The 16900-nt window shown below is 72.2% G+C and carries 17 protein-coding genes; 4 read left to right on the top strand and 13 right to left on the bottom strand.

Translation table 11 applies throughout. The annotated features are described in order from the left end of the window. Nucleotides 1–122: 122 nt before the first annotated feature. From OVA02_RS03515 to OVA02_RS03460, 12 genes are all read right to left on the bottom strand, one after another. Entirely contained in the window at nt 123–1349 is a 1227-nt protein-coding gene (locus OVA02_RS03515) for a hypothetical protein (protein WP_267659276.1), read from the bottom strand. 1 nt (nt 1350) lies between these two features. Beyond that, complete coding sequence (locus OVA02_RS03510) at nt 1351–3402, bottom strand: flagellar biosynthesis protein FlhA (protein WP_267659275.1); 2052 nt, start codon at nt 3400–3402, stop codon at nt 1351–1353. Further along, on the bottom strand, nt 3399–4682 hold the full coding sequence (locus OVA02_RS03505; protein WP_324289768.1) for an EscU/YscU/HrcU family type III secretion system export apparatus switch protein: 1284 nt from the start codon (nt 4680–4682) through the stop codon (nt 3399–3401). Before OVA02_RS03505 ends, OVA02_RS03510 begins: the two co-directional genes overlap by 4 nt. A 1-nt stretch (nt 4683) precedes the next feature. After that, complete coding sequence (locus OVA02_RS03500) at nt 4684–5436, bottom strand: flagellar biosynthetic protein FliR (protein ID WP_255350769.1); 753 nt, start codon at nt 5434–5436, stop codon at nt 4684–4686. Between the two features lie 9 nt (nt 5437–5445). Further along, nucleotides 5446–5721 (bottom strand): flagellar biosynthesis protein FliQ, encoded by a 276-nt coding sequence (fliQ, locus tag OVA02_RS03495; RefSeq protein WP_043596053.1) that lies wholly within the window; start codon nt 5719–5721, stop codon nt 5446–5448. Next, the gene (gene fliP / locus OVA02_RS03490; RefSeq protein WP_371740455.1) at nt 5721–6758 is read right to left on the bottom strand and encodes a flagellar type III secretion system pore protein FliP; all 1038 of its coding nucleotides are present in this window, start codon (nt 6756–6758) and stop codon (nt 5721–5723) included. The genes fliQ and fliP overlap by 1 nt, the downstream gene beginning before the upstream one ends. Continuing rightward, nucleotides 6755–7351: a FliO/MopB family protein gene (locus tag OVA02_RS03485; RefSeq protein ID WP_173153488.1), complete on the bottom strand. Its 597-nt coding sequence runs from the start codon at nt 7349–7351 to the stop codon at nt 6755–6757. Before OVA02_RS03485 ends, fliP begins: the two co-directional genes overlap by 4 nt. Before the next feature lie 2 nt (nt 7352–7353). Then, nucleotides 7354–8079 (bottom strand): flagellar motor switch protein FliN, encoded by a 726-nt coding sequence (gene fliN / locus OVA02_RS03480; protein ID WP_056043636.1) that lies wholly within the window; start codon nt 8077–8079, stop codon nt 7354–7356. Beyond that, the gene (locus tag OVA02_RS03475) at nt 8076–9023 is read right to left on the bottom strand and encodes a flagellar motor switch protein FliM (protein WP_056043639.1); all 948 of its coding nucleotides are present in this window, start codon (nt 9021–9023) and stop codon (nt 8076–8078) included. Before OVA02_RS03475 ends, fliN begins: the two co-directional genes overlap by 4 nt. A gap of 126 nt (nt 9024–9149) precedes the next feature. Further along, nucleotides 9150–10184, bottom strand: a complete 1035-nt coding sequence (locus tag OVA02_RS03470; protein WP_324289767.1) for a flagellar motor protein MotB — start codon at nt 10182–10184, stop codon at nt 9150–9152. Next, nucleotides 10181–11026: a motility protein A gene (locus OVA02_RS03465; protein ID WP_056043640.1), complete on the bottom strand. Its 846-nt coding sequence runs from the start codon at nt 11024–11026 to the stop codon at nt 10181–10183. Before OVA02_RS03465 ends, OVA02_RS03470 begins: the two co-directional genes overlap by 4 nt. A 2-nt stretch (nt 11027–11028) precedes the next feature. After that, nucleotides 11029–11436, bottom strand: coding sequence for a flagellar FlbD family protein (locus OVA02_RS03460; RefSeq protein WP_267659274.1), 408 nt, complete (start codon nt 11434–11436; stop codon nt 11029–11031). A 254-nt stretch (nt 11437–11690) separates the two neighbouring features. Between OVA02_RS03460 and OVA02_RS03455 the strand changes: the two genes are divergently transcribed. The 4 genes from OVA02_RS03455 to OVA02_RS03440 all read left to right on the top strand — a co-directional run bounded on the left by OVA02_RS03455 (nt 11691) and on the right by OVA02_RS03440 (nt 15515). After that, nucleotides 11691–12281 carry a hypothetical protein gene (locus OVA02_RS03455; RefSeq protein ID WP_267659273.1) on the top strand — a complete coding sequence of 197 codons (591 nt, stop codon included), beginning with the start codon at nt 11691–11693 and terminating at the stop codon, nt 12279–12281. A gap of 238 nt (nt 12282–12519) precedes the next feature. Continuing rightward, nucleotides 12520–13284 carry a YitT family protein gene (locus tag OVA02_RS03450; protein ID WP_192123137.1) on the top strand — a complete coding sequence of 255 codons (765 nt, stop codon included), beginning with the start codon at nt 12520–12522 and terminating at the stop codon, nt 13282–13284. Between the two features lie 113 nt (nt 13285–13397). Then, nucleotides 13398–13667 (top strand): DUF4190 domain-containing protein, encoded by a 270-nt coding sequence (locus tag OVA02_RS03445; RefSeq protein ID WP_054146307.1) that lies wholly within the window; start codon nt 13398–13400, stop codon nt 13665–13667. 477 nt (nt 13668–14144) lie between these two features. Further along, on the top strand, nt 14145–15515 hold the full coding sequence (locus OVA02_RS03440; RefSeq protein ID WP_267659272.1) for a reverse transcriptase family protein: 1371 nt from the start codon (nt 14145–14147) through the stop codon (nt 15513–15515). A 142-nt stretch (nt 15516–15657) separates the two neighbouring features. Here OVA02_RS03440 and OVA02_RS03435 read toward each other — a convergent pair whose 3' ends face one another. After that, nucleotides 15658–16827 (bottom strand): flagellar hook protein FlgE, encoded by a 1170-nt coding sequence (locus tag OVA02_RS03435; RefSeq protein WP_056043669.1) that lies wholly within the window; start codon nt 16825–16827, stop codon nt 15658–15660. Between the last annotated feature and the right edge of the window lie 73 nt (nt 16828–16900).

Below are 16900 nucleotides of genomic sequence, written 5' to 3'. Positions count from 1 at the left end.
AGCTTACCGAGCGCGGGGCGCACCGGCCACGACGACAGGCAGGAGGCGCGGGTCGGCGATCGCGGGACGACACCGGCCCCGAGGCGCGGCCGCGGGAGGACGACCACCGGAGGAGGCGCGACTCAGCGGGTCGCGCCTCCTTCGCGCCAGCCCACCGGCACGCCGAGGAGGTGCACCGTGCCCGGGGTCGCCGTGCCGTCCTCGCCGACCACGGCGGCCGCGACCACGGGCGCGACCGCCCGGACGGCCTCGACCCAGCGGGCCGTGTCGTCGTGCTTGCGGCCGACGTCGACCGCGACCCAGACCTGGTCGGCGGCGATCGCCTCGAGGGCGGCGGGAGCGGCCGCGTCCCAGGCGAGTGCCGTCACGACGGCCGAGTTCTCGTGCACGCCGGTGGCCCGGGCCAGGATGCCGCTCCGGCGATCCGACACGTCGACGGAGCGCAGCCCGAACGTCGAGGCCATCTGGGCGGCCACGCGGAAGGCGTCGCCGGGGCGGCCGACGACCACGACGAGGTCGCCTGCCCCGCGCGACACGTCGGGGGCGGGCGGCACGCCCGGGGAGGCCACGGCCCGGGCCTGCGCGGCGAGGGCGTCGGCAGCGGCCGCGAGCGACGCCGCCGTCCGACGGGGAGCGGCCCCGTGCGGCGCATCGGGGTCGGCGGCGTCACCGTCGGCGAAGGCGGTGGGGCCCGGGCCCGTCGCCGCGACACCGGCTCCGAGGCCGGCGGCGGCACCGGCGGCGGGAGCGATGCCGTTGAAGGTGAGGTCGTCCATGATCGAGGCGAACGCGTCGGTGCGCGTCGAGACGTCGGCCGGGGACGCGACCGGCACCGCGCCTCCTGCGCTCCACGGCGCGGCCGAGGCCCCGCCCGCACCCGAGGCCCCGCCGGGACCCGTCGCGGCGGCCGCCGCGGCACGAGCGGCCCGACGCGGGCTCACGGGCACGGCCGAACCGGTCAGCACGTCGTCGAAGCCGTCGCGCGCGGGCGTCGCCGCCGTGGCGGCGGCGTCCCCCGCGGCCAGCGATGCCGACCACGCGGCCCGGGCTGCCGGAGCCCCCGCCTGCAGGGCGTCCTCGGCCTCGTCGGCCGACGCCAGCAACGCCGCGATGCCCGCACGCTCGGCCGGCACCGGCGTCGTGATGCGCACCCGGGCGACGGGCAGGTCGATCGCGGGGTCGGGCACCTCGACGGTGACCTCGTAGTGCTTGCGGGCGAAGAAGCCGCCGACTCCCCCGACGGTCACCTTCTGGGCCGCGACGATGCGCGCCGAGGCCCCGTGGGTCGCCCGCACCTCGCGGCGCAGCCCGTCGAGCGTCTCGCCGGTCATGACGATCGTGGTCGGCATCTCAGGCCACGATCGAGTCGGTCGCGCGGACGACGCCGACGGTCTCGATGGTCGAGCCGGCGGCGGTGGCCTCCTGGTACGACAGCACCGGCAGGCCGTTCTGCTGCGCCGACACGAGTCGGTGGATGGCCGGTCGCAACGCCGGGGCGCAGACCAGCACCGCGCTGAGACCCTGCGCCTCGACCGACTGCACGGCCTCGCGCAGCGACCCGAGCACCTGCTCGACCCGGTGCCCGTCGAGCAGGATCTGCGTCCCCTGGTCGCTCGGTCGCAGCCCCTCGAGCATCGACTGCTCGAGGGTCGGGTCGATCATGATGACCCGCAGCACGCGGGCGTCGAGGTACTGCGCCGTGAGCGCGGGGCCCAGGGAGGCGCGGGCCGCCTCGACGAGCCCCTCCGGGTCGGTCGACACCTTCGCCCGCAGCGTCAGCCCCTCGCAGATCCGCGCGAGGTCGTTGATCGGGATGCGCTCCGACAGCAGGCCCTGGAGGACGCGCTGCAGCTCGGCGAGCGACAGCATGTTCGGCACGAGGTCGTCGACGGCCGGGGCGTTGACCTGCTTGACGCCCTCGGTCAGCACGCGGACGTCCTCGCGGGTCAGCAGTCGGGCGGCGTTGTCGGCGATGATCGACGACAGGTGCGTGACGAGCACCGAGACGCGGTCGATCACCGTGGCGCCGGTCATCTCGGCACTGTGGCGCATCTCGGCGGGCACCCACTTGCCGGCGAGGCCGAAGACCGGCTCGACCGTGGCGGTGCCGGGCAGGCCGTCGAGCGCGTCGCCGAGGGCCAGCACGGAGCGGGCCGGCGCCTGACCGCGACCGGCCTCGACGCCCGCGATGCGGATCGAGTAGGTGGCCGGCGGCAGGTCGACGCTGTCCCGGGTGCGGACGGGCGGCACGACGATGCCGAGGTCGACAGCGATCTTGCGACGCAGGGCCTTGACCCGGCCGAGCAGGTCGTCCGACGCTCCCCCGACCATGTCGACGAGGTCGGGCGCGAGCAGGATCTCGAGCGCGTGCACCCGCATCTGCTCGAGCAGGTCGTCGGTCGTGTCGGTGGGGGCGACGACCGCCGCCTGCTGCTCCGCGAGGGCCGCGCGCGCCTCCTCGGCCTTGGCGGCCACGCCGAGCCGGTAGGCGACGAGCAGCAGCGCCCCACCGATCAGCAGGAACGCGACGATCGGCATGCCGGGGATGAAGCCCATGCCGATGGCGGCGGTCCCGGCCACGGCGAGCGCGATGCGCGACTGGCCGAGCTGCGACGCGGCCTGCGCGCCCATCTCGGTGTCGGCGCCCGAGCGGGTGACGATCATGCCGGTCGAGACGGCCATCAGCAGGGCGGGGATCTGCGTGGTCAGGCCGTCGCCGATGGTGAGCAGTCCGTAGTGCGAGAGGGCGTCGCCGATGGCCATGCCGTTCTGCAGCGCGCCGATCGCGATGCCGCCGACCAGGTTGATGATGATGATGATGATGCCGGCGATCGCGTCACCCTTGACGAACTTCGACGCACCGTCCATGGCGCCGTAGAAGTCGGCCTCGGCGCTGACGTCGGCGCGACGCTGCTTGGCGACCTCGTCGGTGATGAGGCCTGCGTTGAGGTCGGCGTCGATGGCCATCTGCTTGCCCGGCATGGCGTCGAGGGTGAACCGGGCGCCCACCTCGGCGACGCGCTCGGCACCCTTGGTCACGACCACGAACTGGATCACGACGAGGATCAGGAAGATCACCGAGCCGATGATGATCGAGCCGCTCACGGCGACGTGCCCGAACGCGGCGATGACGTCGCCGGCGAAGCCGTCGCCGAGCACGAGGCGCGTCGAGGCCACGTTGAGCCCGAGGCGGAACAGCGTCGCCACGAGCAGCAGCGACGGGAAGACCGAGAAGTCGAGCGGCTTCTTGACGAACAGCGTCGTCAGCAGGATCACCAGCGCCAACAGGATGTTGAGGATGATCAGCACGTCGAGCATCGGCGCGGGCACCGGCACGACGAGCAGCAGCACGATGCCGACGATGCCGACCGGGACGGCGAGCTTGGGCAGGGTGGACTTCATCGGGTGCCTCCAGGGGTGGCGGGGCGGACGGAGCGGGAGAGCGCAGGAGGCGCGGTGCGGGACGGTGCGGAGGTCGCGCCGGTCGTGCCCGTCGCGCCGGTCGCGCCGGTCGCGGCCTCGCGGGCGATGCGGAGGCGGCGGGGCACGGCGTCGGCCTCGAGCGACTCGGGAGCCAGGACGCCGGCCACCTCGTCGGCCGTGGTGACGCGGGGCGGCGTGTGCGTCCCCTTCAGCGTGCCGCGGGCCTTGAGCGCCATGACGAAGGTGAGCACCCGGGCGACCGGCGTGTAGAGGTCGACGGGGATCTCCTCGCCCAGGCCGCAGGCGGCGTGGAGGGCTCGGGTCAGCGGGACGTCGACGACGAGCGGGACGCCGTCGGCGGTGGCCTGCTCGCGGATGCGGGCGGCGACCGTGCCGGCGCCCTTCGCGACGACGCGCGGAGCCGACTTGCCGGGTTCGTACTTGACCGCCACGGCGTAGTCGGTCGGGTTCACCATGACGACGTCGGCGTCGGCGATGGCCCCGATCATGCGGTTGCGGCTCATCGCGAGCTGACGGGAACGCCGCTGCGACTTGACCAGGGGGTCGCCGTCGCTCGACTTGTTCTCGTCCTTGACCTCTTTCTTGGTCATGCGGGTCTTCTTGCGGTTGCGGCGCATGACGACGAAGACGTCGGCGAATGCGAGCAGCAGGCCGGCCGCGATCGCGGCCCTGATCAGGATGCCGGTGCCGGCCTTGGCCTCCTCGAGCACGGCGGAGACGCTGAGGCCGCCGCCGCTCATGAGCACGGGCATCAGACCCTGGATCGCGAACCAGAGCACGAGGCCCACGACGGTCGTCTTGATCAACGCCTTCGCGCCGTTCCAGAGCGCCTGCGTGCCGAAGGTGTTCTTGAGGCCGTTGAGCAGGTTGAACTGCTCGTAGTTGCCGGTCATGCGCTTGATGTGCACGCCGCCCTGCACGATCGCGGTCGCGAGGACGGCCACGCCGACGACGGCCAGCATGGGCCCGATCGTGGCCCCCATCGAACCCGCGCCCTGCATCAGCTCGGTGACCACGGTCGCCGAGTCGGGGTGCGTGATGGCCTGGCGGATCGAGAACATCTGGTCGACGCCCGCCGAGGAGGCGCGCTCGATGGTCGAGGGGATCATCACGGCGGCGGCGCCGACGCCCACCCAGGCACTGAGGTCCTGCGACCGGGACAGCTGGCCCTTCGAGTGGACCTCTTTCATCCGCTTCTCGGTCGCGGCCTCGGAGCGCTCGCCGGAGTCGTCCGCCATGTCAGCCCACCCCCAGCAGCATGTCGGCGGCGTCGCCGGTCAACGAGGCCACGACGCCGGGCAGGGCGAGGAAGACGCCGCCGGCCAGCATGACCGTCATGAGGATCTTGAGCGGGAAGCCCATCGCGTAGGCGTTGAGGGCCGGCGCGACGCGGGAGAGCAGCCCGAGGCCGACGTCGGCGAGGAACAGCACGACGCAGAGCGGCCCGGCGATCTGGATGGTCGAGAGGAAGAGCTGGCTGACGCCGGTCGTCAGCAGCTCGACCGGACGGGAGAGGTCCATGCCGAGCCCGAGCGGCACGGCGTCGAACGACCGCGTGAGGCCGCCGATGATCAGCTGGTACCCCCCGGTCGCGAACATCAGGGCGAGCGCGGTCATCTGGAACAACCGGGTGAACTGCGCGCCGTTGACCATCGACTGCGGGTCGAACGCCTGGGCGAGCGTGAAGCCGCCGAAGAGGTCGATCAGGCTGCCGGCCGCCTGCACCGCGGCGAAGGCGACGAACACCAGGAAGCCCAGCACGGCGCCGACGACGAGCTCGAGCACGAGGGCCATGACGAACGGTCCCGTCTCGAGGGACACGTAGCCGGGGGCGACGCGGGGCGCGACGGCGAGCGCGAGCCCGATGCCGAGCATGGCCTTCACCCTCGCCGGGAAGGCCCGGTACGAGAACGGAGGCGCGATCACGAGGAACGCGGTCATGCGCACGGCGGCGAGGAGGGTGGCCTCGAGCCAGCTGAGGTCGAACGACACGGTGCGTCCCTACCCGCCGCTGAGCAGCTGGGGGATGCGGTCGAACACCATGGTCGTGAACGACACCATCTCGCTGATCATCCAGTGGCCGGTGACGATGAGCGCGATGCCGACGGCGACGGCCTTCGGCACGAACGAGAGGGTGACCTCCTGGATCTGCGTGATCGACTGCAGCAGCGAGATCGCGAAACCGACGACGAGCGAGGTGATCAGCACGGGTGCGGCGAGCTTGCCCGTGATGATCAGGGCCTGCATCGAGAGGTCGAGGACGGCGTTGGAATCCATCAGGCACCCACCTGGTAACTCTCGATGAGGCTCTTGATGATGAGGCCCCAGCCGTCGACGAGGACGAACAGCAGGATCTTGAACGGCAGCGAGATCATCACCGGCGGCAGCATCATCATGCCCATCGACATGAGCGCGGCGCTGACGACGAGGTCGATGACGAGGAAGGGGATGAAGATCACGAAGCCGATGATGAACGCGGCGCGCAGCTCGCTGATCATGAAGGACGGGATGAGCGTCAGCATGGGCACGTCGGCCTGGCTGTCGGGGTTCGGCTGGTTCGCCGACCGGGTCATCAGCGCGAGGTCCTCTTCGCGGGTGTGGGCGAGCATGAACTCCCGCAACGGCGCGATGCCGGCGTCGATCGCGCCCTGCAGGTCGAGGCGGCCGTCGAGGTAGGGCTGCACGGCGTCCGTGTTGATGTGGGTCAGGATCGGAGCCATGATGAACAGGCTCAGGAACAGGGCCAGCCCTGCGAGCACCTGGTTCGGCGGGATCGACGGCAGCGCGAGCGCGTTCCGCGTCATCGCGAGCACCACGAAGATCTTGGTGAACGACGTCATCATCAGCAGCAGCGCGGGCGCCACGCTCAGCAGCGTGATGCCGATCAGGGTGACGACGGCCTGGCTGGGCGCACCGTCGGGGCCGTTGATGTCGATGTTCAGGCCGCCCGAGCCGGTGCCGTCCGACGTGGTCTGGTCGGTGTCGGTGAAGTCGGTGGGGGTCGTGCCGGTGGTGGCGTCGGTGCCGTCCGTGGCCGGGGCGGTGGGAGCGGTGGGGGCCGTCGGCGAGACGGGGGCCGCGTTCGCCTGCTGACCGATCAGCATGACGAGGGCGGACGCCACGACGAGCGCGAGCAGCGTGACGACGACGGCCCGGGCGAAGCGCGTGTCGGCGAAGCGCACGGGTGCGGCCACCAGGGAGCGGCCGAGGGGGGCCCCGTGCAGGCCGTCCCGCAGCGTCGGGCGGGCGAGGCGACGCAGGGCGGACGCGAAGGAGGGGCGGGTCGGGGACGCGGACGACCGGCGGCCGGTCATCCGGCTCGTCCGCTGCGCAGGGCCGCGGCCGCCTGACGCCAGGTGTCGGGTGCGAGGATCGAGCCCTCGATCGACTTGGCGGTGCGACCGCGACGACGGGCGTCGAGGTCACGAGGACGCGAGACGGCGGCACGGCGGGCGGCGCCGCGGGGGCGCAGCAACTCGACGGGGGTCGCGTCGGCCGGGCGGGCGGGCAGCTCGTCGCGGGCCGCGGCGCCCTCGGCGGAGAGGACGGACGCGAACGCGACGGGGGCGATCGACGTGACCCGCGCCTCCTGCGTGACGGACTCGGTCGCGGACTCCTCGGGCTCGGGGACCAGCGTCAGGGCGCCGGCGTCGACGGGACGGTCGGCGGCCGCGAGGACGGTCACGGACGACTCGGTCACGCCGAGCACGAGACGCTCGCCCTCGACGTCGACCACCACGACGCTGGCCTTCGCGCCGACGCCCTGACGGGCGACGACCGAGACCTGCGACGTGGCGCGGGAGCCCGCACGACCGCCCTTCACCAGGCGCTTCTGCAGCACCCAGAGCAGGGCGAGGACGACGCCCAACGAGAGGACGACCCGCAGGCCGACGACGACGGTGTCCACGATCAGGCGATGCCGTCGGCGACGTCGAGGATCTTGGTGATGCGGACGGCGTAGTCCTGGTCGACGACGACGACCTCGCCGTGCGCGATCAGGCGACCGTTGAGCAGCACGTCCGCGGGGGCGCCGGCCGAGCGGTCGAGTTCGATGACGGCACCGGGCTCGAGGCCCAGGACGTCGCGGACCGACATGCGGGTGCGGCCGATCTCGACCGTCAGGGCCATCTCGACGTTGTTGATGCGACCGAGGTTGCCGGTCGACACCGCGCCCACGGTCGGCGCCACGGGCGACGAGCCGCCGATCGTGCCGGTCTCGCGGAGGCGCAGGGCGAACCAGCCGGCGGGCTGACCCGCGGCCGTCAGCTCGAAGACGACCGTCTCGGGGTCGGTCAGGAGCGCGTCGGCCGACTCGCGACGGCTCTCGCCGAGCACGCCGGTGCCGAGCACGCCCGTCGCGGCCTCGAGCGCGGGACGCAGGACGTCCGAGACCGAGACCATCGGGTTGTCGGTGCCCGCCGCGGCGGCGAGCTGGTCCATGTCGGCCAGCAGGACCGCGGTGTCGGCCGAGACCGACCCGACGAACGACGTGACCACGACGGACGGACCCGCGAGGCGGAGGCCGTGCGCGGAGGCCGGGTCGACGGCCACGGCACGCAGGGGCGTGGGCGTCGGCAGCTGGGCGACCAGCGCCTCGACCGCCGCGGTGTGCAGGGTGATGGTCGTGCCGGTCATGAGGTTCCTTCTTCGGTGCCGGTCAGGGAGGTGGAGACGACGATGCCGGCCAGGCGGGAGCCGGCGGCTCCGACGGCGGCACGGCCGACGGGCTGGCCGTCGACGCTGATCTCGAGCGGGCGGTGCTGCGGGTGGGGAAGCGGCAGCAGGTCGCCGACGGCCAGCCCGAGCACGACGCTCGGCAGCACCGCGGCGGGGGCGAAGGTCAGCGAGACGCCGACCGGCACCGAGGCCAGCTGGGCGCCGAGCAGGTCGCGGGCGTCGGCGGCGTCGATCGTCGGGTTGGACTCGCCGAGCTGCGACAGCAGGACGTCGGCGGGGATCGCGACCGTGCCGGGCGCGACGCGCTCGCCGACGCGGATCTCGAACGAGGCGACGATCATCAGGTCGGACTTCTGGGCGGCCTGGGCGAACTGCGAGTTGTACTGGAACCCGCCGACGCTGATCGGGTCGGCGAGCATGGTGCCGAACGAGTAGCGGAGGTCGTCGAGGGCGTCGTCCATCAAGCGGCGCACGAGGGCCTGCTCGATGGGCGTGAAGGTGCGCTCGGGCAGCGTGGCGGGCTTGACGGCGCCGAGCATGTGGCTGACCCAGGTGAGCGCGGCGGACGACGGGAACTGGATGACGGCCTTCGCCGAGACGCCCTCGAGGGTGCAGAGCACCATGGCGGTGGTCGGCGGCAGGGACGAGGCGTACTCGTCGTAGGTGAGCATCTGCACCTGGTCGCAGGTCACCTGCGAGAGCACCCGGACCTTGGCGGTGAGCTGGGTGCCCCACTGCCGCGCGAAGGTGTCGAAGGCGAGCTCGAGGACGCGCGAGTGCTCACGGGCGAGGGTCGTCGGTCGGCGGAAGTCGTAGACCTCGACGGTCTTCTGCGGGCGCGTCGACGAGCCGACCGTCGAGGTCGGTGCGCTGCTGCCCGTCGGGGCGTCGAGGAGTGTCACGGACGGAGCTATCGGCCCGCCCCACCTGGGCGTTAGCCCAGGATCGGTCGTACCCCCCGGACTGGGTTGCCGTCGTCGTGCTGCGTCGCGGGGTCGCGCTCCCGGGCCGGAGGGGCCCGTCGGGGGTCAGTGGCCCGAGGACTCCTCCTTCTTCTCCGTCTTCTTCTCGGTCTTCGTCTCGGCCGCGGCGTCCGTCGTCGACGCGTCACCCGACTCGGCCGTGGTCGAGGTGTCGGCCGCCTGCTGGACGGTGGGGTTGCGACCGTCGGTCACCGCGCCTCCCGCGGCGGCGGCGGCCTGCTCGAGCTGCGGCAGCAGCGCGCTCACCGTGTCGGACTGGTTCGACAGGACGACGATGTCGACGCGGCGGTTCGACGCGAGGTCGGCGTCGGTCGTGCCGGTGCTGAGCGGACGCGACGAGCCGAAGCCGACCGACTGGATGTGGTCGGCACCCATGCCGCCCCGCTCGACGAGGTCGCGCAGCACCTGGGTGGCGCGGGCGGAGGAGAGCTCCCAGTTGGTCGCGAAGGGCGCGGTCGAGCTGCGCTGGTCGGCGTGGCCCTCGACCGAGACGTCGTGACCCGAGGTCTTCAGCACCGGCCCGATGGCGTTCATGACGTTCACGGCCGTGCCGCTGAGGTCGGCGCTGTTCGTGCCGAAGAAGGTCTCGGAGCCGATCAGGCGGACGGTCAGACCCCGGGCGTCGACGGCGAACTCGACGTCGGCGCTGAGCCCCGAGCCCTCGAGGTTCGCGGCGATCGCGGCCTTGATGGCGGTGAGGTCCTCCAGTTCGCCCTGGGCCGCGACCGTGGCGGCGGCGGCCTGCTCGGCGGTCTGGGCCTCCCCCGAGGCGGCGGCCTTGCTCAGGTCGGTCTCGTCGCCCGACGAGTAGCCCTTCCCCTCTTTCGTCACGTCGGCGGCGTTCACGACGGTGCCCGAGGCCGTGTCGACCTTGCCCACGTCGGTCTGGCCGAAGCCGGTCGCGAGCGAGTTGCGCAGGGCGATGTACTTGTCCTGGTCGACGTTCGACATGGCGAACAGCACGATGAACATGCACATCAACACGGTGATCATGTCCATGTACGAGGCCATCCAGCGCTCGTCGGGGTGCTCGTCCTCGGCGTGCCCCTTCTTCTTGCGACCGCCGCGTGCCCCGCTCATGCGGCCAGCCCCTGGTCGTCGCCACCGGTCTTCGCGCCGGCCTTGGCCTTGGCGCCCTTGCCACCCTTGCCGCCCTTGCCGTCGCCGCCGTCGAGCGCGTGCGTCGGCACCATGGCCTTGAGGCGTTCGCCGAGGAGGCGCGGCTGGCTTCCGGCCTGGACCGCCAGCACCCCCTCCATCAGCAGCGTCATGCGCAGCTCGTCGAGGTCGGCCAGCTTCTTGAGGCGCGCACCGAGCGGCAGCCAGAGGAAGTTCGCCGTCAGCAGGCCCCACAGGGTCGCGACGAACGCCGCGGCGATCATGTGGCCGAGCTCGTCGGGCTCGGCGAGGTTCTCGAGCACGTGGGTGAGGCTGACGACCGTGCCCACGATGCCGACCGTCGGGGCGTACCCGCCGAGGCTCATGAAGAACTTGCTGGCCGTGCGGTCGGCGGCGAGACGGGACTCCATCTCGTCCTCGAGCAGGATGCGCAGCTCCTCGCCGTCGGTGCCGTCGGCGATGTTCTGCAGGGCGCCCTTCATGAACGGGTCGTCGAGCTTCTCGGCCTCCTGCTCGAGCGAGAGCAGGCCCTCGCTGCGGGCCTTCTCGGCGAGCGACACGACGCCGTCGATGACCGACTGCGGAGGGACGACCTTGCCGGTGAAGGCGCGGGAGATCTTCTTGAAGCTGAGGATCGCGTCCTTGATCGTCGTGCCGGCGATGCCGACGCCGATGGTGGCGCCGAAGACGAGGATGATCGGGGCGGGCAACAGCAGCCCGGCGATGCTGACGCCCTCGAGCTGGATCATGCCGAAGAGGGCACCCAGGGCGAGGACGATGCCGATGATCGTTGCGGGATCCACGGTCAGCGTCCCTGCGTGGTGTCGGCCGATGCGGCCGGCGCAGCCGGCACGAACGGCGCGGTCGGCGCGTGGACGGCGGGAGCCTGCACGGCGGGACGGAACTCGGTGACGCGACCCGCGCCTCCTGCACCCGACGAGCCTCGGACGATGCCGAGCTGCGGACCGGTGGAGGTGCGGTTGCCGAGCGCCTGAGGCGTCGACGCGGTGGCGGACGGCTCGTCGTAGGCGAGCGAGACGATGCGGGCCCGGTAACGGGCGATCATCTCGATGACCTCGGCCATCGGCTCGGTCACGACGTACTTGGCGCCGTCGACCATGATCAGGACCGTGTCGGGCGTCTCGTGGATGCGCTCGATGAGGTCAGGGTTGACAGCGAATCTGCTGTCGTTGAGTCGCGTGACGACGATCATCGGCCCGTCCTAGGTCTGTGTCTCCTGCCGCCATCCGTGGGGCAGGTGTCGCTGCTCGTCCTGAGCGGCTACGGGTGACTATCGGCCGGGGGTGGCAGGGCGTTAGGTGCGGGTCGCGGTTGTCCACAGCCCTGCCGTGCCCGTCTCGACGATCGGTAGGTTGGTGACATTGCTCATGTCGGATGACGGGATGCCGCGACGCGCTCCGACCGGCAGGGCAGCCCCCACGCCTCGTCCGACCGGAGAGAAGATCGATGACCACCACTCCCCTCAGCACCCCCGTCACCTACCGACCGACATGGTCGCACTTCTGGGCGAAGGCCAAGGGCAGGGCGTTCCTCGTCCCCCTCGCCTTCCTCGTGTGCATCAACAGGATGGGCGTCTCCGCCCTGCCCTACCTCGTGGCGGGGGTGGTCGTGATGGCCGTGGGCCTGGGGATCTACCTTCGGACGACGACCCTCTCGGTCTCGGGCACGGCGGTCGCCCGTCGGCGCTGGGGACGCACGACGACCGTCGCCCTGGACGGCGACCACCAGGGCATCCTCTGCATGCTGAACCAGGGCGTGCAGACGCTCGGATACCTCGCCGTCCGGGACGGCAAGGGCCGCCGGCTCGTCCTCACCGAGGCCAACTGGCCCGGAGAACAGCTGCTCGAGATCGCCCAGCACGGACGACTCACGATCATGCCGGCCGATCAGGTCTTCTCGGGCAAGAACGCAGCCGCCATCGTGCCAGGTGTCATCCCGCTGACGAACCGCCGTCCGGTGCTCTGCGCCCTCGTGGCGGTCGCCGGTCTGATCGCCGTCGTCGTGCCGATCGCCATGGTGATGAGCGGCGTGGCCTGATCGCTCCGGAAGGACACCGCCGTGTGGACGAGACACCGCGGCATGCGGCGGCGTCACGTCCACTCGACGGTGCGGCAGGCTGACAAGCGGGCGCGCGGCGCGTCACGTGCGCGAAACAGGGGGCTGGCAGGATGTGCCGGTGACCCACGAACCCCTCGACGAGTCGCGCCCCGGCACCACCCCCGCCGCCCGCGCCGACGACGTCACCCGCACCTCCTCCCCCACCCCGACCGCGAGCATGTCCCGCGCCGCGAGCTCCGAGCGGAACGCCGTCGGCAGCGACGACGGGCCCGCCCCCGAGTCCTCCCCGGCAGGCCTGCCGGACGCCGCGACCCCGGACGCCGCAGCCCCCGCCCGGCACGGCATCGACGACCCGGCCCTGACCGGCTCGATCGAGACCGTCGACGTCAACAAACACACGCTCGCCGAGAACGTGATGGGCGTCGTGACCGGTGTCTTCCTCGCCTCGTTCGGGCTCTTCCTGCTCAAGACCAGCGGGGCCGTGTCGGGCGGCACGGCCGGTCTCGCCCTGCTGACGAGCTACGCCACGGGCTGGACCTTCGGCGTGCTGTTCGTCCTCGTCAACGTGCCGTTCTTCGCGCTCGCCGTGTGGAAGAAGGGCTGGCCGTTCACCCTGCGGACGATCCTGACCGTCGTCATGCTGTCCGCCTTCTCGTACCTGCACCCGCTGATGTTCGACATCGACGGGATCAACCCGATCTACGGCACCCTCGCCGGCAACCTGCTCGTCGGCGTCGGCCTGCTCATCCTGTTCCGGCACGGGGCCAGCCTCGGCGGGATCAACATCCTCGCCCTTGTGCTGCAGGAACGCGCCGGGCTGCGCGCCGGCTACGTCCAGATGGGCTTCGACGTGGTCATCGTGCTGACCTCGCTGACCGTCGTCTCGCCGTGGATCGTGCTGCTCTCGGCCCTCGGCGCCGTCGTGTTGAACCTCGTACTGGCGATGAACCACAAGGCCGGCCGGTACGTCGGACACACGTGATCACACCTTTCTGCCAGACTTCCGTGCACGACCGGTCTGTTTGAGGCATTCTCGTCTCGAAGCGGTCACTTTCTTCTTGCACGTCCCCGGACGTCACACCACCTAGGAGTCTCATGTCCAACAACACCGCCATGCCCCAGTCCGCCGGCACCGCCGCGGGCTACAACGTCCTCGCGATCGTCGGGTTCATCCTGGCCTTCGTCTTCAGCCTCGCCGGCCTCATCGTCAGCCTGATCGCCCTGTCGCAGATCAAGAAGACCGGCGAGCGCGGCCACGGCCTCGCCCTGGCCGGCGTGATCCTCAGCGCCGTCTTCCTCGTCGGCGGCATCATCATCGGCATCTCGGCGTTCAGCGCCGGCATGGCACAGGTCCAGACCTACTAGGTCGATCGACCCGGCGCACGAGCCGGGGAGCACAGGAGGCGCGGCGTCTGCAGAGCAGGCACCGCGCCTCCTTCGCGTCGCGGGCCCGTAGGCCCGACCACGCACGGGGCTCAGCCCTGCGGGGGGGCCCAGCCCGCCGAGGGGCTCAGCCCTGCGGGGGATCGCGATCGTCGGGGGTCGCCGTTAGCGTGTGGGCATGCGACGGTGTCTCGGCGAGGTGGAGGGCACACGCGCTGCGCCGTCCTCTCCGGGGCTACCCCGGGGCACGCAGATCGACCACGGCACCGCTCCGCAGGCCGGTGACCGCGCTCCGCGCGGCTCGCGGCCCGCACCGATGCACGAGTCGCCGAGGCACCGCCGCAGCCACCCCACCGCACCCGCCGCGGACGCAGGCGGGTCACCCCCGACACGGACTCCGCACCCGCCCCGGCGGCACCCGACCGCGACCCGCGCGGCCGGCGGTCGGACGACCACCGGGTGACCGCCCACTCCCCCGCGTCCGCCGTGGGCGCCCGCGAGCCCGACCCGGGTCCCGATGCCGTCGCGACCGCCCTCGCCGACGCCCTGCTCGCGGCCGAGTGGACCGTGGGCGCACTGGCCGCCGCCGCAGGCGAGGCCGTCGACGGACCGGCCAGGTTCTGGCGTCCGCTCGCCCGCGGCCTCGTCCGCGTCCTGCCCCGGTCACCACACGACGACCCCCGCACGCTCGTCGCCCTCATCCGCCGCGATCCGGCCTTCACCGAGGCGGTGACCGAGGCCAGGAGGCGCGGCCGGCCCCTGCGCATCGTCCACCACGTGCCCGTGACGCAGGAGGCGCGCTCGACCGACCCGCGCCTCCTGCGTCTGGGCACCGTGGCCGACGTCGCCCGACTGCTGCACCTGACCGTGGGCGAGCTCGACTGGTTCGCCGACCCCGGCCGGTGGAACCGCCGGATCGAAGGAGGTCCGCTGCAGCACCACCGGTACGAGTGGCGTGCACGGCCCGGACGCACGCCGCGGCTGCTCGAGGTGCCCGGGTTCCGCCTGCGCGACCTGCACCGCGTCGTGCTCGACGAGGTGCTGGCGGCGGTGCCGCTGCACGACGCGGCGCACGGCTTCGTCCCGGGGCGCAGCGCCGTCACCGGCGCGCGACGGCACGTCGGCCGAGAGGTCGTCATCGCCCTCGACCTGACCTCGTTCTTCGCCCGGGTCACCGCCGGGCAGGTGTTCGGCGCGCTGCGCCGCGAGGGCCTGCCGGACGCCGTCGCCCACGTGCTCACCGGGCTCTGCACGACCTCCGTGCCGCCGGGCGTGCTGTCGCGCATGCCGCCGGGCGGCAGCCCCGAGCAGCGGTTCGCCCTGCGTCACGCGCTCTCGGCCGCCCACCTCGCCCAGGGAGCCCCGACCTCGCCGACCCTCGCGAACGTGGCGGTGCGGAGGCTCGACTCGCGGCTCGCCGGCTACGCCCGGGCCGCGGGAGCGACCTACACGCGGTACGCCGACGACCTGGCGTTCAGCGGCGACGGCACGCTGGCGGGGCGGGCCGACGCGTTCGTGCGGGGCGTCGGACGCATCGTCGGCGACGAGGGACACCTGCTGAACGCGACGAAGACCCGGGTGCGCGGAGCCGCCACGCGACAGGTCGTCACCGGCGTGGTGGTCAACGCGGGCACGAACACGATGCGCTCCGAGTACGACCGGCTGCGGGCCGTGCTGCACAACGCCGCCACCACCGGGCTCGAGGCGCAGAACCGGGCCGGGCACCCGGACTTCGCCGCTCAGCTCTGGGGGCGCATCGGCTGGGTCGAGCAGCTGAACCCCGGGCGCGGGGCCCGGCTGCGCGCCGCCTTCGCGCGCGTCCCCCGGTGACCGGCGCCGCACCTCCTGACCGGCGCCGCGCCTCCTGACGACGAACGCACCGCATTCCGTGCACCGCACCGCGACGAGATCGGGTGTGGTGCACGGAACGCGGTGCGGAGGGTGCCGCGGACTGCCGCGGGCAGCCGGCCGACTAGCGCTTGAGGTTGGTGAGCTCCTGCAGCACCTCGTCCGAGGTGGTGATGATGCGGGCGTTGGCCTGGAAGCCGCGCTGGGCGACGATCAGGTTGGTGAACTCCTGCGACAGGTCGACGTTCGACATCTCGAGCGAGCCGCTGGAGAGCGAGCCGATGCCGGGCGAGCCGGGGGCGCCGACGGTCGCGGCACCCGAGTTGGCGGTGGCGCGGTAGCCCGAGTTGCCCTCCTTCTCGAGGCCGCCGGGGTTCGTGAAGGTCGCGAGGACGACGCGGCCGAGGCCGACCGTCGAACCGTTGCTGAACTGGCCCATCAGGGTGCCGTCCTTCGACAGCGAGAAGCCCTGCAACGTGCCGGCCGCACGGCCGTTCTGCTCGGTGATCGACGTCGTGTTCAGCGCCGCGAACCCGGTGATGCCGGACAGGTCGACGGTGACGCCGTTGAGTCGCAGCGACGCCGCGCCCGCCTGCTTGCCGTCGGCGAAGGCCAGCGAGGCCGTGGCGCCTCCGTTGCCGTCGGTCGCGGAGGCGTCCCAGCCGGCCGTCGTGCGGGTGAAGGTGAGCGTCAGGGTGCGCTCGAGGCCGTTGGCGTCGAACACCTTGGTGTCGCGGACGATCTTGTCGCCGACCGCCGACTCGCTCGGCAGGTTGCCGCCGACCGTGGCGCTCGAGGTCGCCGTCGCGGGGGCCGCCGCGTTCAGGGGCAGCGTGATGTCGCCGAGCGCGCCTCCGTCGTTGATGACGCCGTTCGTGGCCGAGTAGCCCTGCACGATCTTGCCGTCGGACGACACGAGACGGCCGTCGGCGTCGAAGTCGAAGGCGCCCGAGCGGGTGTAGACGGTGTCGTTGCCGAGGCGGGTGACGAAGAAGCCGTCGCCCGAGATCATCAGGTCGGTCGCCTTGCCCGTGGCCTGCGCCGACCCCTGGGCGAAGTTCGTCGAGATGCCGGCGACCTGCACGCCGAGGCCGATCTGGGCGGGGTTCGTGCCGCCGATGCCGGTCTGCGGGCCGCCGGCGCCCTGCGTGATCTGCGACAGCGTGTCCTGGAACTGGGTGGTCGACGACTTGAAGCCGGCGGTGTTGACGTTGGCGATGTTGTTGCCGGTGACGTCGAGCATCGTCTGGTGCGAGCGGAGGCCCGAGATGCCGGAGTAGAGGGAGCGGAGCATGGGTGCTGCCTTTCAGCTGGGGAGAGATCTGGAGGCGCGTCCTGCGCGGGTGGTGCCGGTCGCGTCCTGCTCC

Source organism: Frigoribacterium sp. SL97 (assembly GCF_026625765.1).
In the GTDB taxonomy this organism is placed as follows: domain Bacteria; phylum Actinomycetota; class Actinomycetes; order Actinomycetales; family Microbacteriaceae; genus Frigoribacterium.
Note: the sequence above shows the minus strand (reverse complement) of the source record. Positions and strands in the feature narration are given on the sequence as shown.

Excerpts from the sequence above, each read along its gene's own strand:
- OVA02_RS03515 (WP_267659276.1), bottom strand. The coding sequence starts at position 1,349 with ATGCCGACCACGATCGTCATGACCGGCGAGACGCTCGACGGGCTGCGC.
- OVA02_RS03510 (WP_267659275.1), bottom strand. The coding sequence starts at position 3,402 with ATGAAGTCCACCCTGCCCAAGCTCGCCGTCCCGGTCGGCATCGTCGGC.
- OVA02_RS03505 (WP_324289768.1), bottom strand. The coding sequence starts at position 4,682 with ATGGCGGACGACTCCGGCGAGCGCTCCGAGGCCGCGACCGAGAAGCGG.
- fliQ (WP_043596053.1), bottom strand. The coding sequence starts at position 5,721 with ATGGATTCCAACGCCGTCCTCGACCTCTCGATGCAGGCCCTGATCATC.
- fliP (WP_371740455.1), bottom strand. The coding sequence starts at position 6,758 with ATGACCGGCCGCCGGTCGTCCGCGTCCCCGACCCGCCCCTCCTTCGCG.
- fliN (WP_056043636.1), bottom strand. The coding sequence starts at position 8,079 with ATGACCGGCACGACCATCACCCTGCACACCGCGGCGGTCGAGGCGCTG.
- OVA02_RS03470 (WP_324289767.1), bottom strand. The coding sequence starts at position 10,184 with ATGAGCGGGGCACGCGGCGGTCGCAAGAAGAAGGGGCACGCCGAGGAC.
- OVA02_RS03460 (WP_267659274.1), bottom strand. The coding sequence starts at position 11,436 with ATGATCGTCGTCACGCGACTCAACGACAGCAGATTCGCTGTCAACCCT.
- OVA02_RS03455 (WP_267659273.1), top strand. The coding sequence starts at position 11,691 with ATGACCACCACTCCCCTCAGCACCCCCGTCACCTACCGACCGACATGG.
- OVA02_RS03450 (WP_192123137.1), top strand. The coding sequence starts at position 12,520 with ATGTCCCGCGCCGCGAGCTCCGAGCGGAACGCCGTCGGCAGCGACGAC.
- OVA02_RS03445 (WP_054146307.1), top strand. The coding sequence starts at position 13,398 with ATGTCCAACAACACCGCCATGCCCCAGTCCGCCGGCACCGCCGCGGGC.
- OVA02_RS03435 (WP_056043669.1), bottom strand. The coding sequence starts at position 16,827 with ATGCTCCGCTCCCTCTACTCCGGCATCTCGGGCCTCCGCTCGCACCAG.